A 17,109-nucleotide genomic window follows, 5' to 3' on the forward strand; every position below is an offset into this window, starting at 1 on the left:
TCACGGCGACCCCGCGGCCTTCTCCGGCTGCTGGGACACGTGGGACAGGGAGGCCACCGTCGCCCTCATGGTGACGTCCTGCAGCAGCTCGGACAGTTGGTGGTAGCAGTGCCTCGCGGCCGGCGCGAAGCGGCCCTTCGCGTCGATGATGGGCAGCTTCCCATCCAGGCCACAGAAGTCCTCCGCGGTGTCGGCGTACTTGCGCTCGCACTGCGCCACGAGGTTCTTGTCCGTCGCGCTACCCGAGGGCGGCTTCGCGGCCTGCGCGCACAGCATGGGGCCGATGTCCTTGAGCGTGCGGACGTTGCTGGCCGCCTGCGCTTGCGAATTGGTGGAGTCCGAGGCCGTCACCTCGGATTCGAAGACACATTCACGGCCCGCCCGCAGGGTCTCCACCGTGCAGGCCCAGGCCGTTGGCGACTCGTCCGCCCTGGGAGGTGCGGCGAGCGCATCGGGCGACAGCTTCGCGCCAGGGGCGTCGGGAGTCGAACAAAGCAGGGCAAGGATTACAGCGGTGATCATGGTGCCCCCAGAGTAGGACCAACTCGTCTCGTACTCAAACCCGACCCCGGGGCGACAGGCAACCGGGAGTTCGCCTCGTGCATGGTGGCAATCACTGACTGGCTTCCATTCGTTGCGCCGAGACATCTGGACCGGGTGTCTCGGGGTCCGGCGTCCCCGGGCCAGGGCCGGAGGGCGGCGTGCTCCGGAGGGGGTGGCCCATGCGATTCTCCGTGCGAACGCGTGTCCTCACGCGGCTCAGTCGAGGGCCCACTGCCAGTGAAGCGCTCCGGGACACGCTGCGGCAGTCGTATGCCTCGCGACGATCCGGACCATTTCGACACCCACCCGGGCGAGCTCGTGCGCATCCGTTCGTGGATTCTCGGCGGTGCGGCGAATGACTGACCCCGGCTCCATGTCAAGCCCGCCCGCCCGCTCACCAGGACTCCGGGCGTATGCTTCGTTCTGGAAATTCCGGTTTTGGACAGTTAAACTGGGCGGCCCGTGGCTGTCCGAGACTCACAGTCCTGGGGCCATCGACTTTGGCCCGCGGCGACGTTCCAGTTCGCTCTCATCGCCAGCGTGACGCAGCTGAAGACGGCTGCGAACGCGCTCGTCCTGTCACGCTTCGAGTCGCACACGATGCCCTACCTGTACCTGGTGGGCGCGTTGCTCGTGGCGGCGCTGACGGTGCTCCCGCGCAGGGAGCCGCACGCGCGCAGTGAGTCCCTCAGCCTCCTCACCGGGGCGGGAGCGCTGACGGTGCTGGTGCTGGCCGCGGGCGTGTCCGTGGGCCAGAGGGTTCCGGCGCTGGTGCTGTACCTCTTCGTGGACGCCTTCACGACGTTCATCTCCCTGCGCTTCTGGGGGCGGATGGCGTCGGCCTTCGACGCGCGCGAGGCGCGGCGGGCCTTCACCGTGCTCAACGGCATCGGCATGGCGGGAGGCATGCTGGGTGGACTGCTGGTGCAGGGACTGGCCGAGCGGCTCGGCACCGCCGTCGTCGTGGCGGGCGGGGCGCTGTCGCTCTGCGCCGCGGCGGTGGCCATCCACTACCACCAGAGCGAGGCCCCCCAGCCTCGCGGCCGCCACCTCGCCCCGTCCGCCGCCGCCTGGGAGTACCTGGCCACCAGCAGCTATGCCCGCGTGCTGGCGGCGCTCGGGGTGGGCTTCGCGCTGCTGTCCTCCTTCGTGGACTACCTCTTCCGCCTGCGCGTGGCGCGCACCCTCAGCGAGGACGGACTGGCGGCGCTCTTCGGCTCGCTGCAGCTGTGGATCGGCTTGGTGTGCGTCATCTTCCAGCTCCTGCTGGCTGAGCGGCTGCTCAAGCGGCTGGGGCTGATGCGCTACCTGGCGCTGCTGCCGGGAGTCATGGCGCCGCTGGCGGTGGCCTCGCTGGTGACGAAGGAGCTGTGGCCGGTCCACCTGCTGCGGCTGCTGGAGAACGCGGTGAACTACTCGCTGCTGCCGGTGGGCGTGCAGCTGCTGTACGCGGCGGTGCCGGACACCGAGCGCGAGGCGCTGCGCGGCGCGGTGGACGGGCTGCTGCGCAAGGGCGGCACGGTGCTCGCGGGCGTGCTGCTCATCGGCGCGGGCCGCTCGGCCGACGGCCACACCATGGCGCTGGCGGTGGTGGGCCTGTGCGGCCTGCTCGGCGTGCTGCTGCTGCGCCTGCGGCCGGCCTACGTGGAGGCGCTGGGTGAGCAGGTGGGCGCCCAGGACGAGGAGGTGCTGGGCCGGGAGGATCGCCGGCTGCTGGTGGAGGCGCTGGGCGCGAGCGCCCCGGAGCGCGTGCTGCACGCGATGGAGCTCATGGTGCAGGAGGGGCTGCCGCTGAGGCCGCACCTGCCCGTGCTGCTGCGCCACACGAACGAGCGGGTGCAGGAGCGCGCCGTCACCCTGGCGCTGGAGCTGGAGGCCACGGAGACGACGCCGCTGCTGGAGGAGCTGGTCACCCAGGGCCCCCGCCGTGCCCGGGACAGCGCGGTCTGGGCGCTGGCGAAGCTGGCGCCGGAGCGGGCCGAGGTGCTGCTGCCGCCGCTGCTGCAGAGCCCGGACGTGGGGCTGCGCTGCGCGGCCATTGGCGCCCTGCTGAGCACCCGGTGGCGCGCGGCGGCGCTGGTGTCGCTGGGCGCGCTGGCGGCGCGTGGCTCACAGGCCCCGGTGGCGGATCGCCGCGAGGTGGCCCGGCTCTTCGGCCGGCTGGGAGACCAGAGCTACACGCCCATGCTGACGACGTTCCTGGGCGATCTGGACAGCTCGGTGCGGCGGGTGGCGATACGCTCCGTGGGCGAGGGCGGCTACGTGAAGCTGGCGCCCCGGCTGCTGACGTACCTCACCTGGCGCGAGGAGCGGCGCGAGGCGCGTGAGGCCCTGGCCGCCCTGGGCGACGAGGTGACGCCGCTGCTGGAGTCCACGCTCAACGATCTGTCCGCGCCGCTGGCCATGCGGCTTCAGGTGCCGCGCGTGCTGCGGCGCATCGGGACGCCGGCGGCGCTGCACGCCCTGCTCTTCTCCAACGTGCGCGACGACGCCCGGCTGCACTTCCGCATCGGCGCGGAGCTGTCCCGCCTGCGCGACGAGCACCCCGAGCACCCGGTGGACGAGGATCGCGTGCGCGAGGCGCTCGTGCGGCGCCGCGACGTGTACCGCGCCATGGCGGAGCCCTTCCGGGACCTGCGCGCGGAGCTGGGGGACCACTCGCTGCTCACGCGCGTGGTGGGAGACCGGCTGGATCAGGCGCTGGAGCTGTCCTTCTTCCTGCTGGGGCTGCTGCACCCGCCCCAGGTGATGCGGCGCGTGCACCAGCACGTGGCGGGACAGGACGCGCGGCGGCGGGCGTACGCGCTGGAGCTGCTGGAGACGCTCACCCACGAAGAGGACCGGGCCCTGGTGCGGGAGCAGGTGGAGTCACACCACCGGGATCTTCCCCCGGGCGCGACGGGCCAGTTGGAGGCGCACCTCGCGTGGCTGTGCCGCAGCGAGGATGTGATGCTGCGCGCGTGCGCGCGCTACGTGGCGGGCCGGATCGGCATGGACGTGCCGCCCGCCGAAGAGGGAGACATGAGCCAGGCGACGGTGCAGAAGCTGTTCCTCCTCGAGGAGGTGCACGTCTTCTCGCAGAGCGACGTGGACGACGTGGCGGCGGTGGCGGCCATCGCCCGCGAGGCCCGCTTCCGCGCGGGCGAGCGCGTCTACAGTGAAGGAGACCCGGGTGACGCGCTCTACGTCATCATCGAGGGCTCGGTGGACGCGCTCAGCAACGGCGAGCACGTGCTGCGGATGAAGGCCAAGGAGACGTTCGGCGACCTGAGCCTGCTGGATGGCGCGCCCCGCCCCAACGACATCATCGCGGTGGAGGACACGCGGGTGCTGGTCATCGACCGGCGCGACTTCCTCGACCTGCTGGCGGACCGTCCGGAGCTGCTGACGGGCTTCTTCCGCGCGGTGAGCCAGCAGATGCGCGCCTTCATCCAGTCGGCCGAGACGCGCCAGGCGGGCGAGCCGGAGCCAGAGCGGAAGCGGCCCCTGGCGGGTTAGCCTCGAGCAGGTGGGTGGCGGCCACGGGGAAGACGGGCCGCAGGAAGCACCGCACCAGGGGAATCATCGAGAAGGCCCGCCCCACCGCGAGCCCGGCGAGCATCCAGGGCTGCCGCTCCACGCTGGCGGCCGGGGAGAACAGGGGGCGGGTGAGGGTCGTCCACAGCGAGTCGTACATCTTGAACGGTGTCCACCCCAGGAGGGGGATGCGCGACACCAGCCACCTCCAGCCCCGCAGGAACCAGGGCTCTGGCGGCGCCGCCTCGGCCCAGGCCCGGGCGCTCTTGCCGGCGGTGTAGACCACGAACCACCAGGCGCCCCAGAGGGACAGCAGCGCCGGGAAGAGCAGGTTCCCTCCTGGGATGATCTTCTTGACGACCCAGAGCAGCGGCACCCCGAGGGAGAACACCACCAACGCCTGCCACCGGAGCCTGAGCTTCTTGCCAAACCACCGGGTGTTGATCCAGACGCGCGGGACGAGCGGCTCGTCCTCCGGCACCTGACCCACCCTGAGGCTCAGCTCGCGGGTGAGCTCCGAGTGGTAGTCGCGCGAGAGGGCGATGACGATCCACTGGGCGATCTGCAGCGAGGAGTAGATCGCCGCCCAGTACACGAGCTGCCTGTCCCACGCGTCGGGCCTGACGGACTCCAGGGCCTTCTCACCCGAGGAGCCCGAGCACGACACCGCCAGCGCCAGGGCGGCGGCCGCCTGGGTGGTACACACCTTCAGGTACCGCCACCGGACCTGCCCGTCGGCCAGGAGGACCCGCACCAGGTGGAACGGCAGGCAGAGGCCATGGACGAACTGGCCCAGACGGTTCGTTGGGGTTGAAATCTTCCCGGGCTGAAAGTGTCCGGCGCCTCGACGCACGTCCTCCCATGCCCGCCAGACCGGCTGCTCGGGAGTGGAGACCGGTTTGGAACCAGGAGGCGGGAGGTCCTTCTGACGGCTCAGCACGCGGCGGACGCTAGCATGGGGTGGTACCGGAGTGCCCACCCCACCCCTTTTTGACGACCCCCGGGGGTAGGTGTGCTATTCGCGCGGACGTATCGCCAACAATCCAGGTGCCCTCATGCATCGAGAGTCTGTTTCCAAGCCGGTGTCGGGTGGGATGAGCCCGTGGCGCCGTGCTTCCGGTGTGGTGGCGTTCGCCCTCCTCGGCGCGCTCACCGGCTGCGAGAAGAATTCCACCCAGGAGAACAAGCCCGCCGAGACGGCCCAGCCGTCGCAGCAGGCTCCCGCGACACCGCCGGCCGCGAAGCCGGTCACGGTGACGCTCCTCGTCACCGGCAGCCCCAACGGCCAGCTCCTGCCGCGTACCGAGGGCGAGAAGACGACCCCCGGCGCCGCGGAGCTGCTCGGCTGGTGGGAGGCCAAGGAGAAGCACTGTCCCGGGCAGGTGAAGGAGGACGGCACGGCGGCCTGTCAGGACGCCTCCACGCTGGCGCTGGCCATCGGCGACTCGTGGAACGGCCCGGCCCTCTCCACCTTCTTCTACGGGGAGCCCACCTCGGCGGTGATGGGGCGCATGGGCTTCGCCGCCTCCGCGCTGGGCAACCACGAGCTGGACTACGGGCGCGAGCAGTTCCAGAAGAACCAGCAGCTGGGTGGCTTCCCCTTCCTGGCGGCCAACCTGAAGGTGAAGGACGCGGCGCTGGCCAAGGGCTGGGAGCTGCCGGCGTTCAAGGTGTTCGATCGCCAGGGCCTGAAGGTGGGCGTGGTGGGCCTGACGTCGCCCAAGACGGTGAGCACGGCGATGGCCGGGCGCGCCGAGGGGCTGGAGACGATCCCCGACGAGCAGGCGCTGGCGAGCGCGGTACCCGAGGCGCTGAAGGCCGGTGCGGACACGGTGGTGGTGCTGGCGGACGAGTGCCCCAGCGATCTGCAGGCGGTGGTGGGCAAGCACCCCGAGTGGAAGGTGTCGCTGGTGGCCGGTGGCCGCTGCGCGCAGCCGGTGGACACGAAGGAGGGCAACACCACCTACGTGTCGCTGGGACTGGGCTTCGACAAGTACCTGCGGGCCGCCTACACCTTCGATGCCTCCAAGGCCGAGGGTGAGCAGGTCACCGGCGTGGAGACGAAGGTGGTGGAGGTGACGGGTGGCGAGGGTGCTCCGGCGCCGAACGCCGAGCTCGCCGCGATGATCGCCGACTACAAGAGCCGGCTGGACACGGCGCTGGGCGAGGAGATCGGCTTCGCGAAGAAGGGCTTCGACAAGGGCTCCAAGCAGCTGGCGAGCTGGGTGACGGGCGCCATCCAGGCTCAGCTGAAGACGGACGGTGTGGTGCTCAACCGCAAGGGCCTGCGCGAGGGCCTGCCGGCGGGCAAGGTGACGAAGGGCAGCGTGTACTCGGTGCTGCCGTTCGAGAACTCGATGATGGTGGTGAAGGTGAAGGGGGACGAGCTGGTGAAGCAGCTGTCCAACCCGGAGGCGGTGTTCTCGGGCTTCACGGTGGCCGGCAAGGGCAAGTTCAAGGACGCCAAGGGCAAGCCGGTGGATCCGAAGAAGGAGTACACGATCGCGACGATCGAGTACCTCTACTTCGGGGGAGACGGCTTCGGGTTCGAGCAGCTGGATCCGAACCCGGGCGAGACGGGCATGTCGTGGCAGACGCCGGTGATCGACTGGACGAAGGAGCAGGCCACCACGGAGGCCAAGCCGCTCGACAAGGTGGTCAAGTAACCCGGGTAACCAGGTCACACGGTTCCCCGTAACACCGGGGCCCGGTGTCCCCCCTTCCCTCTCCCTCCGGGAGAGGGCCAGGGTGAGGGTACCGGGCCCCTCGTCTTTTCTACCCGTGCGTCCACCGGTCGCGAGCGGCCCACAGGGCCTCGAAAGCGGCCACGGCGCCCATCTCCAGGCGCACGTCGACGACATCCGACAACTGGGTGCGCCCGGGGTTGATCTCCACGGTGGGGAGCCCGCGCGCGGCGGCCTCCAGCACGGGCCCGTTGATGTACGGGAACAAGCTCGAGGTCCCGATCGAGAACACCACGTCGAAGCCCCGGGAGAGCTCCCGCTCCATCAGGGACACCTTCGAGGGAGGCAGCAGCTCCTCGAAGAGCACGACCTCGGGGCGCAGCAAGGAACCGCACTGGGGACACGACGGGCACGGCGCCAGCTGGGAGTAATCCGCGACGCGCTCGCTGAAGGAGCACCGAGTACAACGCAGGTCGTGGATGTCGCCGTGGATGTCGATGACGTTCCTCGAGCCCGCGGCCTTGTGGAACCCATCGACGTTCTGCGTGAGCACCCAGCAGTGCTCGAAGCAGCCCTCGAGGAGGGCGAGGATCTCATGGGCGCGGTTGAAGGTGGCGCCGCGGCAGGCCTGTTCGATCCGGTGGATGTGGTGCCAGGTCAGCTCGGGCCGGATCCGGAACATGCTCCCCGAGAGCGCGACCTCGATGGGAACCCCTTCCTCGGTGTGCTCGTCATTGTAGAGCCCACCGATGCCCCGGTACGTGGGGATGCCCGACTCCGCGGAGATGCCGGCGCCCGTGACGAACAGCACACGCCGGGCCCGGGACAGGTGCGCGATGACGCGCTCGAGCGCTGTTTGCATGAGGGGAGCGTCGCAGTGCTGGCAAGCCCCTCGCAAGCCCGAACCGGAGGAGGGTGAACCATGAGATGATCGACACTGCCATCCACGCTCCCGGCATGTCCCAACCCCTCGCGCCTCCAGCTCTCGTCCGTCCGCTGTCCCTGGTCCTCGACACCAACGTGGCCCTGGACATCCTGGTGTTCGACGACCCCTTCTCCCGGCCTCTCGTGGACGCACTGGAGGCGGGCCAGGCCATCGCGTGGGCGGATGAGGACACCCTGGGGGAGCTGGAGTACGTCCTCGCCTACCCCTCCTTCGCGCTGGACGAGGCGGCCCGGCGGAAGGCCTCCGAGCGCTACCGGAGCATCCTGCGCATGGCGCCCGAGGACACGGGCGCGCCCCCTGCCCTGCCCCGCTGCCGGGACCGGGCCGACCAGAAGTTCCTCGTGCTCGCCGCGCGCGTCGGGGCCCACTGGCTGGTGAGCAAGGACAAGCGGGTGCTCGCGCTCGCCGGACGGCATGACGTGCCGTTCGACATCCTCACGTCCCGGAGGGCCTCGGAGCGGCTGCGGCTGACGGAGCGCTGAGCGGCGTCCGCCGTGTCAGGGCATCCGCTCCGGGTCTCGCCGCTCGGCGGCCCGCACCGACTGCCGGAGCTCGGAGATGCGGCGCCGCGCCCACTCCGGTGCGAGCTCGAGCTCCTCCGCGAAGAAGAGATCCTCCCCGACGCCCTCGACACGGATCTGGATGAGCGGATCCTCCGGGTATTGGACCGCCGGGTCGTCGAACACGAGCGACACCACGACGCCGGTGCGGCCGAGGAACAGCCGGCTGAGGGTGCCATCCGACGAGGCGCTGACGATCTTCACCGTCTCGCCGATCCGCACGGGAGCGCCTTCCACGTCCTCGTAAACGATGAGAGAGGGATCCTGGATCATCATGGAGCGAAAGACCGGGGGAGGACGGACCGGGAGACCGCGAGCGTCGCGACGGCGACGATCGCCCACGCGGACAGGTGATAGCCCACGACGTGCCGCCAGCCCTGGGAGCACGCGAGCTCTCCCACGAAGGCCCCCGTCACTCCGACGGACAGGCCCGCCAGCAGGGCACGCAACGGGCGGAAGGCGGCGCTGCGCAGGAAGACCACGGCCACCACCAGCGGGATGAGCCCCACGCCGACGTGACTGGCCGTGCAGACCCAGCCCGGGAGGGTGGGCTCGGCATGGACCGTGCCTCGCGCGAAGACGAGCGCGGCGGCGCTGGCCAGGGCCATCCCCACGCCCACCATCCGCAGGCGGTGCCCGCGCGGCGAGAGCGAGCCCCAGGCACACACCGCGCTGGTGAACCACAGCAACGCGAGCAGGGGCGCGCGGCCGAGCAGGAGGGAAACGGACGTCGCGCCCAGGACGAGCATCACCCCGGCCACCGCCGCCGTCATGGCCGCCGAGGCCGCGAACACCCACGCGGCCTCCGTGCGCCAGCTCCGCACCGGTGCGCTCCGGGCCAGCTCTCCGCGAGCCGCGGCCAGGGCCCGTTCGACCGCGGCGCCGCTCGTCCGTGGCTCCTGCTTGAGCAACATGTCGATGGGCGATTCCATCAGGCCTCCCCCAGCTCACCCAGCAGCAGCCGGAGCTTCTCGTATCCACGGTGGGCCCGGACGCGGGCCGCGCCCACGCGGATGCCTCGCAGCTCGGCGATCTCCTCGAAGGACCAGCCCTCCACCTTGCTGAGGATGACCGCCTCGCGCTGGTCCGGTGGCAACTGCTGCAGCGCGTCCTCGATGCGCTTGCGCATTCCCGGATCTCCCACGCCAGGCGCGACCGACGAGGGCGTGGCGTCACGCTCCTGGGAGAAGGCCTCGCTGTGCTGGCGGCGTCGCAGGGCATCGCGCGCGGCGTTCGCCGCGATGGTCAGCAGCCAGGGCGCGAAGCGGGTGCCGGGCTCGAACCTCCCCCTGGCGCGGATGACCGACAGGAAGGTCGTCTGCAGCAGGTCCTCCGCCAGGGGACCATCCCGCACCATTCGCGTCAGGAAGCCCTGCACCCGTCCGGAATGCCGGGCGAAGAGGACCTCGAACGCGTCGTGTTCACCGTTGCGGAATCGTTCCATGAGCTCTTCGTCCGTCTGACTCCCCATCCTCGAGCTCACGTACGTTCCACCCCGAAAAACGTTTCCGCCTCCGGTACCGTAGGTAGCACGGCCCGCAAGGTGGCGAAAAGATTGGGAAAAATGTCTTCCCGCTACCGCGCCGCGCCGAATTGCCGCAGCAGCCACGTCCGGAAGGCCCCCACCTTGGGCTGCCGGTTGCCGCGCGCCGTGGTGAGCAGGAAGTAGCCCCGGCCGTCCACGGCCTCACCCGAGAAGGGCCGCACCAGCCGTCCACTCTGGAGCTCGCGCTGCACGAGGGTGCTGCGCGCGATGGCGATCCCCTGCCCCGCCTCGGCCGCCGAGAGCACCGCCGCCAGCTCGCTGAAGCGGGGGCCTCGCGCCGGATCCACGCCCGTGGCGCTCACGGCCTTCAGCCAGCTCGCCCAGTCGGGCGTGTCGGCGAAGTGCAGCAGGGAGTGCCTCGACAGGTCCGTCACGCTCCGCAGCGGGCGGCCCCCGTGCAGCAGCGAGGGGGCACAGACGGGGAACAGTCTCTCCTCCCCCAGCGCGTCCACCACCACGCCCGGCCAGGGGCCCTCGCCGAAGCGGATGCTCACGTCCGCCTCGCCCCGGCCAAGCTCCACCTCGTCACGCGAGCTGTCCACCCGGAGCTCGATCCACGGGTGGGCCTCGCAGAAGCCGCCGAGCCGGGGCGCCAACCATCGGATGGAGAAGGCGCGAGGCACGCCCACCAGCAGCGTGGCCGCCGTGGGCTTCGCGTTGACGCGGTCCACCGCCCAGGAGAGGTCCGCGAAGATGCGCGTGGCGCGCTCGGCCAGCTCCCGGCCCCGCTCGGTGAGCTCCAGGCCGCGCCCGACGCGGTGGAACAGCTTGTTGCCCAGGTGCTCCTCCAGGAGGTGCACCTGCCGGCTCACCGCGCCGTGGGTGACGCCCAGCTCGCGCGCGGCGCGGCCCATGTGGCCGTGGCGCGCGGCGGCCTCGAAGGCACGCAGGGCATTGAGGGGAGGCAGGGGCGCGGACATGCGGGGCTCCGGGAAACCGGTGAGAAAAACTCACCACACCCGGGCACCTTAATCGATTGTCGGAACAGGTGCCGGAGCGCATCTTCGCCCGCGACTTCGAGGAGGAACTTCATGGCGGCGACGATGCGGGTGGCCCTGCCCCGGGAGCTGTGGCGGGAGCAGGCCTGGCGGCGGTGGGTGCTGGCGGCGTTCTTCGCGCGACTGCCCGGGACGATGATGACCTTCGCGCTGCTGCTGGCGGGCCGTGAGGCCACCGGCTCCTTCACCTTCGGCGCGTGGATGGCGAGCGCCTGCTCCGTGGGAGCGGCCCTCGCGGCGCCGTGGCGCGGGCGGATGCTCGATCGCGAGCCCCTGCTGGTGGGACTGCGACGGGGGCTGCACTGGCAGGCACTGCTCACCGCGGGGCTCGCGGTGGCGGCCCTGCTGCACGCGCCGGCGCCGGTGCTGCTGGCCGCGTCCCTGTTGCTGGGCGTGATGCCCTCCGGGGTACAGGGAGGAGTCCGCGCCCTGCTGGCCTCGGTGGCTCCGTCCTCGCGGCTGGAGGCGGCCTTCGCGCTCGACGCGGTGCTCGTGGAGGTGCAGTGGGTGATGGGGCCGCTGCTGGTGGGAGTGGCGACGGCCAGCGGCGCGCCCCTGCTCGCGCTGGGAATGATGGGGGCGAGCGCGCTCGTCGCGAGCGCACTGAGCCTGGGACTCCCCGAGCGGAAGCCGGAACCCGCGCCAGAGGCCGTGCGCGAAGGACCGGGGGTGTGGCGCACGCCCGGCACGCTGGCCGTGTTCGGCATGGTGGTGGTGCTGGGCACGAGCTGGGGCGCGCTGGAGGCGGGAGTGCCGCCACGGCTCGAGGAGGTGGGCGCGGGCGCCGCGCTGTGGGGCATGCTGGCCGCGATCCTGTCCGCCGCCAGCGTCGCGGGGGGACTCGGCTACACCCTGCTCCCCGGTGTGAAGGGACGCGCGGAGGGCGTATGGCGCGCGAAGCTGCTGTTGGGAGCGTGGGGCCTGCTGCTGCTCCCGCTCGGCTGGATGGCCTCGGTGAACGGGCTGACCGTGTGGCTCGTCATGGCGGGCTTGTTCCTCGCGCCGGTGACGGGAACGTTGACCTTCCTCCTCCAGGGGGCGCTCCCTCCCGCGCGACAGGCCGAGGGCTTCTCCTTCTATAGCGCGTGCTGGTCACTCGGCGTCGCCGGGGGCAGCGCGCTGACGGGGGTGCTGCTCGATGTCGGGGACGCGCGCCCGGTGCTGACCACGGCGGCCCTGCTCCCGCTCGTGGCCGTGCTCCTCATGGCGAGCGCCGGACCGGGCCGTTTCCGCTCCGTGACACGTGAGTAGACGACTTCCCAGAAATCCTTTGCATCCGGTTTTCACCCGGGTTTGACTTGCCGCGTCACACCCAATCCGGGGGGAGTTCATGGAAACGCTTCGCAAGGAAGAGACGCGGAAGGAAGCACGCGCGCGGCACCACGAGCTGAAGGGACGGACGCTTCACGCCAACGGGCTGAAATTCTCCGCCCTGGAGATGGGAGAGGGACCGGAGGTCGTCTTCTGCCTCCACGGCTTTCCCGACCACGCGCGCTCCTTCCGTGAGCAGCTGCCGGCGCTGGCCGGGGTCGGCTACCGGGTCATCGTCCCCACGCTCCGGGGCTACGAGCCCTCGGCGCAGCCGAAGGATGGCGACTACCACCTCGTGCGCCTGGCGGAGGATCTGCTGGGGTGGATGGACGGCCTGGGCGTGCGCAAGGCGCACCTCATCGGTCACGACTGGGGCGCGATCATCGGCTACATCGTCACGGCGATGGCGCCGGAGCGCTTCCACTCGTTCTCCGCGCTGGCGGTGGCGCCGGTGAAGAACATGCTCGCGATCTTCGCGCGCAGACCCGAGCAGCTGCGCAACTCCTGGTACACGTTCTTCTTCCAGCTGCGCGGCGTGTCGGACGTGGCGGTGAAGTGGAACGACTTCGAGCTCATCGAGAAGCTCTGGCGCGACTGGTCCCCGGGCTGGAAGTGGCCCGAGGAGGAGATGGCGGCGCTCAAGAAGACCTTCCGGCAGCCGGGCGTCCCACGGGCGGCGCTCGGTTATTACCGCGCCCTCTTCGCGCTGTGGTCCCCCACCAACTGGCGGACCCACAAGCTGCTCCAGTCCATCGTGAGGGTGCCCACGCTGGCGCTCACCGGCGCGAAGGACGGCTGCGTGGACACGCGCCTGTTCGACGACATCCGGAAGGAGGACTTCCCCTCGGGCCTGCGCGTCGAGCGCATCCAGGGCGCGGGGCACTTCCTGCACCAGGAGAAGCCGGCCGAGATCAACCAGCTCCTCGTGGAGTGGCTCGGTCGGCACCGGGGCTGAGCAGCTCCCGCGCCTCCTGGAGATCAACCGAGTCCTCACCCTCGAACCAGGCGAGGATCCGCTCCAGGAGCCTCCGGGACGCATCCGTCCGCCCCGCGTCCCGCAGCAGGCGGCACAGGCCCACCGTCGCGCGCAGCTCGTAGATGAGGGCCCCCTGCTCGCGAGCGACGGCGATGGCGCGGAGGAACTCATACCGCGCCTCGCGCTCCCGCCCGCCGGCACGCAACAGCTCCCCCAGTACGCGGCGCAGCTCGACCTCGGAACCGTACTCTCCCGTCGTCCACATCAGGACCAGCGCCTCGCGGACCACCGCCAGGCCCTCGCGGTACCGCCCCAGCGTCAGATACACCTTGGCGAGCATCTCGAGGCAATAGGTCCGCCCGCCCCGGACTCCCTGCGTCTGCCACCGCGCGAGCTCCTGCCGCAGGAGCTCCAGTCCCCGCTGGCCTTGTCCCAGCTCGGCCAGGGCCCAACCCCGGAGGCACCTCCCCCACGGAGGCCAGAGCGACTGACGTCGCTCGCTGGAGATGGCGAGGAGCTCCTCCGTCCACCTCGAGACTTCCGCGGCTTCCCGGCGGATCTGACAGGCCATGGCCGCATAGGTCAGCGTCAGGACCAGCAGCATGGGAGAGCCGGTGCGCCGGGCCAATGCCAGCGATTCCCGCTCGAGCTCCCGCGCCCGCGCCAGCCGGCCCGACACCGAATGGGTGAACGAAGCAAGAACGAAGGTCTCCGACAGGAACGTCTCCTTCCTGGGGGGCCCGGAGGTGGGGCGTGTGAGAGCCATCGCGCGCTCGCTGTACTCCAGCGCGGCGCCTGCGCGTCCCCAGTAGGTACAATCGATGGCCATCATCCAGTAGCCCGCCACGGACAGCTCCGGTCTCCGCTGCCGCTCTCCCTGGCGCACCAACAGGCCAGCCAGCTCGTGGCACATCGAGAGCTCCGCTCGTGCCTCGTGATAGGAGAAGAGGCTCCAACAGGCCATCGTCAGGGGAGGCGGGATCTCTCCCATGCGGCGTAGCAACTCCCAGACCCGGGCATATGTCCGCGCCGCCTCCGGCGAGTCGAAGCCCCACAACAGGGACTGGCAGAAGCCCAGGGTGGCCAACACCTGGAGCTCCTCGACGGGCGCCCAGCGCAACGCGGGAGCCCCGCGCGGAGGCTCCAGCGCCCGGGTGAGATGCGCTACCGCCTCCGGGATGGCCATGCGCAGCATGGCGAGCATTCCAGCCCCGCGCCAGAAGAGGGCGGCCAGCGACTCCTCCCCACCCTCCGAATAGTGGTGTGCGAGCAGCTCGGGCCTGGCCTCCATCATGCCGGGGACTTTCACCTCCAGCACCCACGCGATGCGCCGGTGGTGCTGCCTCCGCTCGCTCCGAGGCAGGGATTGGTACGCCGCCTCCTGGAAGAGCGCGTGCCGGAACTGGTAGCCGGGCTCGCCCCGGTCATCCACCTGCTCCTGGAGCAATCCCGCCGCCACCAACTCCGCGAGCTCACGCCGCAGGCCCGTGTCCTCCCGGCCCGCCACGGCCGTGAGCAGGGCCAGCGAGAAGTCCCGCCCCACCACCGCGCCAAGCTGGGCCAGGGCCTTCTGGCGCGAGGGCAGCAGATCCAACCGGGCCAGCAGCAGCTCGTTCAGGGTCACCGGGATGGACGCCACCACGCCCCCCTCCAGCACCCCACGCGTCATCTCCTCGATGAACAGCGGGATGCCATCCGTCTTCTCCACCAGCTCCCGGACCGTCTCCTCCGGCAGGGGCGCACCGCGAGCCGCCTCCTTCACCAGGGACTCCGCGAGCCCGGCCGGCAGGCGCTCCAGGGTGAGCGAGTGGAACCAGGGCCGCGAGGGCCAGGAGGGCTGGAACTCGGGGCGGGCGGAAAGGACGACGAGAACGCGTGCTCCCTCGATGCGCTCGAGCAGGAGCCCAAGCAACTCGAGCCAGGAGGAGTCGGCCCAGTGCAGATCCTCGACGGCGACGAGCACGGGCCGCTGCCGCGCCTCGCGCAGGAGCAGCTCCACCAGGGCCTCGTACGTCATCTCCTGCCGCCGCTCGGGCGTGAGCCGGGACACCGGGGAGCCCTCGGGCAGGGGCAGTGAGAGGAGCAGGCCCAGCAGCTGTGCGGACTCCCGGGGGGACTCCATCGTATCCAGCCGTGACTCCAACTCGCGCAGGTACCGCTCGGGCGAGACCTCCGGGGAGAACCGGAAGAGGCCCTGGAGCACCTCGGCCATCGGAAGGAGGGCGCTGGCGCCGAACCGGGAGCCGCATTGGAACCGCAGCCGGGTGGCCATCTCCGGAGGCACACGCTCGTGCAACTCCTGAAGGAGCCGGGACTTGCCGATGCCCGCCTCTCCCCGGAGCAGGACGAACGCGCCCCGCCCGTTCCGGGCCCCCTCCCAGTGCTCCAGGAGCCACCGCAGCTCCCCTTCCCTCCCCACCAGGGGCGTGAGGCCACCGGCCATGAGCGTCCTGTCGAAGCGGACCTGCCCCTCCCGCTCGCGCAGCACGCGATGCACCTCCATGCGGACCGGCCCCGCGAGCCCCGGCAGCTCCCGGAGGCCGAGTGCCTCCGTCTCGAAGGCACCGCACACCTGCTTCCAGGTCGTCCCGGTGGCGAGCACCTCGCCGGGCCCGGCCTGTCTCGCGAGCCGGGACACCACCCGCGAGGCCTCTCCCTGGAGAGCGCGTGCGTCCAGCATCATCCAGTCCGTATGGAGGCCCACCCTCGCCCCCAGCCCGGAGATCAGCAGGTGCGGCAACCTCCGGCGGAGCAGCTCCGGCATGTCCCGGGCCAGCCGCAGCGCCGCGCGGACAGCGCGCTCCGCGTCGTCCTCCCGCACCTGGAGCTGGCCGAAGCAGGCGACCACCTCTCCGCCCATGGCCAGGGTGACGGTGCCGCCGTGCCGCTGGATGACGTCCGCACACTCCCGCTGGAAGGCCGTCTCCAGTTCCTCCACGTCCTCGGCGCCGAGCCGCGCCGAGAGCCCGGAGAGCTCCGGCAGCAGACAGGAGAGCAGCACCAGCAACCGGCGCTGCTGGAGCACGGGCCGCGGCGGCCCGGCTCCGGGCCCGGCGAGGCGCACACGCAACTCGAGGATCACCTCCCGCAGCTCCCGGGCCGAGGGAAGGCGCCGGGCCGGCTCCTTGGCCAGCAGGGACACCACGAGCGACTCCACCTCCCGAGGCACGTCTGGCTGGCGCGCGCGCACCGAGGGCATGGGCTCGCGGGAAGTCACCCGCTCGCGCAGCTCCGGCCACGGGGCATCCGGAAAGGGCAGCTCGCCGGTGAGCACCTCGTACAGCATCACCCCGGCCGCCCAGAGGTCGGTCCGCGCATCCTGCGTCCCTCCCCTCCACTGTTCCGGCGCCATGTAGCCCGGAGTCCCAGCCCTGGGCAGGTGCGGCGAGCCCGTGCCATTGCCGGCAATCAGGTGCGACAGGCCGAAGTCCAGCAGCTTCACCCCACCTTGTCGGGTGAGGAAGACATTGCCGGGTTTGAGATCCCGGTGGACGATGCCGCGCTCGTGGGCGTGCGCCAGGCCCGCGGCGATGCCGTCCATGATCTCCAGCGCGCGCCGCACCTCCAGCCGTCGTTCCCGCTTCAGCACCGCCGCGAGCGACTCTCCCTCCAGGCATTCCATGACCAGGAAGGGCACACGGGGCTCTCCGCGCGTGGCACTCCCCTCGGACACGTCGAAGATGCGGATGATGTTCTCGTGGTCCAGCCGGGCGATGGCGCGCGCCTCGCGCAGTGCCGCTTCGTCGAACCCCGTGCGAACCAGGAGGAACTTGAGCGCCACCTCGCGCTGCAGCATCTCGTCCCGGGCCCGGAAGACCTGACCCATTCCCCCGCCCCCCAACCATTCCAGGACATGGTACCGGCGACCCTCCGGGCCTCCGAGCCATCCCCCGGGCACCGGGAGCCGAGGCATCGGCTCGATCCGCAACTCGCGCAGGAAGGAATCCTCGAGGTCCGAGGAGCTCCCACGCTCGTCCGTGGACAGGCTCCGGTTCTCGCCCTCCTGCGTGATGTCCCTGCTCATCCCAA

The 17,109-nt window shown here is 71.0% G+C and carries 13 protein-coding genes; 5 read left to right on the forward strand and 8 right to left on the reverse strand.

Going from position 1 to position 17,109, the window contains the following annotated elements; translation table 11 throughout:
- Positions 1-522, reverse strand: a complete 522-nt coding sequence (locus NR810_RS02660; protein ID WP_257447217.1) for a hypothetical protein — start codon at positions 520-522, stop codon at positions 1-3.
- A 483-nt stretch (positions 523-1,005) separates the two neighbouring features.
- On the opposite strand from NR810_RS02660, the gene NR810_RS02665 reads away from it, so the two are divergent.
- Entirely contained in the window at positions 1,006-4,041 is a 3,036-nt protein-coding gene (locus NR810_RS02665; RefSeq protein ID WP_257447219.1) for a cyclic nucleotide-binding domain-containing protein, read from the forward strand.
- On the opposite strand, the gene NR810_RS02670 is transcribed toward NR810_RS02665, so the two are convergent.
- Positions 3,971-4,912 carry a hypothetical protein gene (locus tag NR810_RS02670; RefSeq protein ID WP_257447222.1) on the reverse strand — a complete coding sequence of 314 codons (942 nt, stop codon included), beginning with the start codon at positions 4,910-4,912 and terminating at the stop codon, positions 3,971-3,973. The genes NR810_RS02665 and NR810_RS02670 overlap by 71 nt on opposite strands.
- Before the next feature lie 202 nt (positions 4,913-5,114).
- Here NR810_RS02670 and NR810_RS02675 point away from each other — a divergent pair, with 202 nt between their 5' ends.
- Positions 5,115-6,725, forward strand: a complete 1,611-nt coding sequence (locus NR810_RS02675; protein WP_257447225.1) for a bifunctional metallophosphatase/5'-nucleotidase — start codon at positions 5,115-5,117, stop codon at positions 6,723-6,725.
- Between the two features lie 109 nt (positions 6,726-6,834).
- Here NR810_RS02675 and NR810_RS02680 read toward each other — a convergent pair whose 3' ends face one another.
- Positions 6,835-7,605 carry an SIR2 family NAD-dependent protein deacylase gene (locus tag NR810_RS02680; protein ID WP_257447228.1) on the reverse strand — a complete coding sequence of 257 codons (771 nt, stop codon included), beginning with the start codon at positions 7,603-7,605 and terminating at the stop codon, positions 6,835-6,837.
- Between the two features lie 65 nt (positions 7,606-7,670).
- Here NR810_RS02680 and NR810_RS02685 point away from each other — a divergent pair, with 65 nt between their 5' ends.
- Positions 7,671-8,171: a PIN domain-containing protein gene (locus NR810_RS02685; protein ID WP_257447231.1), complete on the forward strand. Its 501-nt coding sequence runs from the start codon at positions 7,671-7,673 to the stop codon at positions 8,169-8,171.
- Between the two features lie 15 nt (positions 8,172-8,186).
- Here NR810_RS02685 and NR810_RS02690 read toward each other — a convergent pair whose 3' ends face one another.
- The 4 genes from NR810_RS02690 to gcvA all read right to left on the reverse strand — a co-directional run bounded on the left by NR810_RS02690 (position 8,187) and on the right by gcvA (position 10,715).
- Positions 8,187-8,522, reverse strand: coding sequence for a Carotenogenesis protein CarS (locus NR810_RS02690; protein ID WP_257447759.1), 336 nt, complete (start codon positions 8,520-8,522; stop codon positions 8,187-8,189).
- On the reverse strand, positions 8,522-9,181 hold the full coding sequence (locus tag NR810_RS02695) for a DUF1109 domain-containing protein (protein WP_257447234.1): 660 nt from the start codon (positions 9,179-9,181) through the stop codon (positions 8,522-8,524). Before NR810_RS02695 ends, NR810_RS02690 begins: the two co-directional genes overlap by 1 nt.
- On the reverse strand, positions 9,181-9,720 hold the full coding sequence (locus NR810_RS02700; protein ID WP_257447761.1) for an RNA polymerase sigma factor: 540 nt from the start codon (positions 9,718-9,720) through the stop codon (positions 9,181-9,183). The genes NR810_RS02695 and NR810_RS02700 overlap by 1 nt, the downstream gene beginning before the upstream one ends.
- Positions 9,721-9,824: 104 nt before the next feature.
- A complete protein-coding gene (gcvA, locus tag NR810_RS02705) occupies positions 9,825-10,715 on the reverse strand; it encodes a transcriptional regulator GcvA (protein ID WP_257447237.1) in 891 nt (296 codons plus the stop codon).
- A 111-nt stretch (positions 10,716-10,826) separates the two neighbouring features.
- Between gcvA and NR810_RS02710 the strand changes: the two genes are divergently transcribed.
- Both NR810_RS02710 and NR810_RS02715 read left to right on the forward strand, forming a co-directional pair.
- A complete protein-coding gene (locus NR810_RS02710) occupies positions 10,827-12,044 on the forward strand; it encodes an MFS transporter (protein WP_257447239.1) in 1,218 nt (405 codons plus the stop codon).
- A gap of 79 nt (positions 12,045-12,123) precedes the next feature.
- Positions 12,124-13,059, forward strand: coding sequence for an alpha/beta fold hydrolase (locus NR810_RS02715; RefSeq protein WP_257447242.1), 936 nt, complete (start codon positions 12,124-12,126; stop codon positions 13,057-13,059).
- On the opposite strand, the gene NR810_RS02720 is transcribed toward NR810_RS02715, so the two are convergent.
- Positions 13,016-17,104, reverse strand: coding sequence for a protein kinase domain-containing protein (locus tag NR810_RS02720; protein ID WP_257447245.1), 4,089 nt, complete (start codon positions 17,102-17,104; stop codon positions 13,016-13,018). The two genes, NR810_RS02715 and NR810_RS02720, sit on opposite strands and share 44 nt — an antisense overlap.
- Positions 17,105-17,109: the final 5 nt, after the last annotated feature.

The organism is Archangium lipolyticum (assembly GCF_024623785.1).
Lineage (GTDB): Bacteria > Myxococcota > Myxococcia > Myxococcales > Myxococcaceae > Archangium > Archangium lipolyticum.